Below are 2,242 nucleotides of genomic sequence, written 5' to 3' on the forward strand. Positions count from 1 at the left end.
CGCCAGCGTCTCGGCGAGCACGCCGCCGCCGCCGCTGACGTTGGCGCGGCTGCGCATCCGACGGATGTTGTTGTGGTCCTCGGCGATGTTGGCAAGGTGCGAGAAATAGCTGAAGGCGCGCACGATGCGGACGGTGTCCGAGATCGGCATGCCGTCGAGGATGGCTTCCAGCTCCTTGCGGGCCTCGCGGTCCTCGTCACGGTGAAAGCGGACTGAGGTCTGGCGGATCCGCTCGACCAGGTCGAACACACCGTCCCCCTCCTGGTCGCGCACGGTGTCGCCGAGAATACGGCCGAGCAACCGGATGTCGTCACGCAGCCGCACGTCCTCCTCTGTCGCCTGGGCGTCTTGGGTCCGTTCCTGGCCGCGATTGGACTTCATCTCTGCATCCGAAAGCATGAGCTGCGGCGACATCGCTCTTCTCTCCAGAGGCTGCCCCGGCGAAACGCGCAGTCTGCAAGTTTTTTGCCGCAGTGCAAGATGAAGATGCAGACGGGGTTACACTGCTTTGGCGTCGTCTCGGCGTTCGCCGGGACGACAGCATCTTCAAATCCGCCGGCCGGCCTCCGCCCAATAGGGATCGCGCAGCCTGCGCTTGAAGATCTTGCCGGAATCCTCGCGCGGCAGGCCGTGCCTGATCTCGATATGCTTGGGCACCTTGTAGTCGGCGAGCGAGCCCTTCAGCCGCGTCCTGATCTCGGCGGTATCCAAGGTCACGCCAGCCTGCGGCTCGACCACCGCCAGCAGCGCCTCACCGAATTCCGTGTCGGGAATGCCGAACACCGCGCAATCATGCACGCCCGGCACAGCATGCAGCACCGCCTCGATCTCGGCCGGATAGATGTTGACGCCGCCCGAGATCACCATGTCGCGCTTGCGATCGCACAGGAAGACGTAGCCGTCCGAATCGATATAGCCGACATCACCCGAGGTGATGAACCCTTCGCGGTCGATCTCGGCACGCTTCTCCGGCTTGTTGTGATAGGTGAAGTCCGGATTGCCCGCGATGCGCGAATAGATCTCGCCGATCTCACCCTGCGGCAGGAAACGGCCGTCGTCGCCGACGAAGCGCAGCTCCGCGCCGGGTGAGATTTTTCCGACCGTGCCGGGCTTGCTCAGCGCATCTTCCGAGGTGGCGAAGGTGACCGCGCCGGATTCGGTCGAGCCGTAGAACTCGTAGATCACAGGTCCCCACCATTCGATCATCGCCCGCTTGATGTCGGCTGGACATGGCGCCGCAGCGTGGATGATGTGCCGCAACGAGGACACGTCATATCTCCGGCGCACGGCCTCCGGCAGCTTCATCAGGCGGATGAACATGGTCGGCACCATGAAGATGGTGTCGATTCGCTCGCCCTCAATCAGGCGCAGAAATTCTTCTGGCTCGAAGCGTGGCATCAGCACCAGCGCGCCGCCGAGCCGGCCGGCGCGGATGCCGAAGGAATTCGGCGCGGAGTGATAGAGCGGCCCGGGCAGCAGCGCGCGCGCACCGGGCTTCAACCCGTAGATCATCGCCCGCATCCGCTCGGCATTGGCCGCCTGCTCTGCCGTCGGCGCGTGGCGGCGAACGCCTTTCGGATGCCCTGTCGTCCCGGAGGTGTAGATCATGTTCTGCGGCTGCGGCACCTGCGGCCCATCATAGGGCCGCTGCTGCGCCAGCCAGCCTTCGAGATCGATCGCGAATGCGGGCGCCGCGACGTGACCGGGATCGATGCTGTAGCTCGCCAGAATCTCCGGCGGCGTCGGCACGCTCAGCACGGTGACGCCAGATGGAATGATGCTGCCGAGCGGATGCAGGAGGTCGGCATGACCGATTAGCACCTTGGTGCCGGAATCCCTCAGGATGTACTCGACCTCCTCCGGCTTGAAGTGCCAGTTCACCGGCACGCCATAGGCGCCTAACCGCATGGCCGCATAGGCCGCTTCGATGAAGGCGATGTCGTTGCGCATCAGGATGCAGACGGAATCGCCAGGAGCGACGCCGAGCGCAGCGAGGCCAGCGGCCATCCGCGCCGCGCGGTCGGCAATGTCGTTGTGGCCGCGGCGTCGATCGCCCGAGATGAGGCCGCGATAGAGAGAGGACGTTTCGCTCATGGGTTCTTCTTTGGTTTTCCGATCTTCGTCGGGTTTTTGAAAGCGTCGTCATTCGGGGCGATGCTAATCAGCAAATTTCGGCGCGCGCTTTTCGATGTTGGCGCGGACCGATTCGAGCTGGTTCGGGCTGCCGATCAGCTTCTGCTGC

Annotated in this window: 2 protein-coding genes and 1 pseudogene; all 3 read right to left on the reverse strand. The window is 64.2% G+C overall.

What is annotated here, in order from left to right:
- Positions 1-399, reverse strand: a 399-nt coding sequence (locus tag WA702_RS28115; RefSeq protein WP_425113808.1) for a phosphoenolpyruvate carboxylase, incomplete at its 3' end; no start/stop codon positions are given.
- Between the two features lie 147 nt (positions 400-546).
- A complete protein-coding gene (locus WA702_RS28120; RefSeq protein WP_425113807.1) occupies positions 547-2,094 on the reverse strand; it encodes an acyl-CoA synthetase in 1,548 nt (515 codons plus the stop codon).
- Positions 2,095-2,157: 63 nt separating this feature from the next.
- A pseudogene (locus WA702_RS28125) lies at positions 2,158-2,242 on the reverse strand (enoyl-CoA hydratase); the annotation flags it as partial.

Source organism: Bradyrhizobium sp. (genome assembly GCF_049798375.1).
Lineage (GTDB): Bacteria > Pseudomonadota > Alphaproteobacteria > Rhizobiales > Xanthobacteraceae > Bradyrhizobium.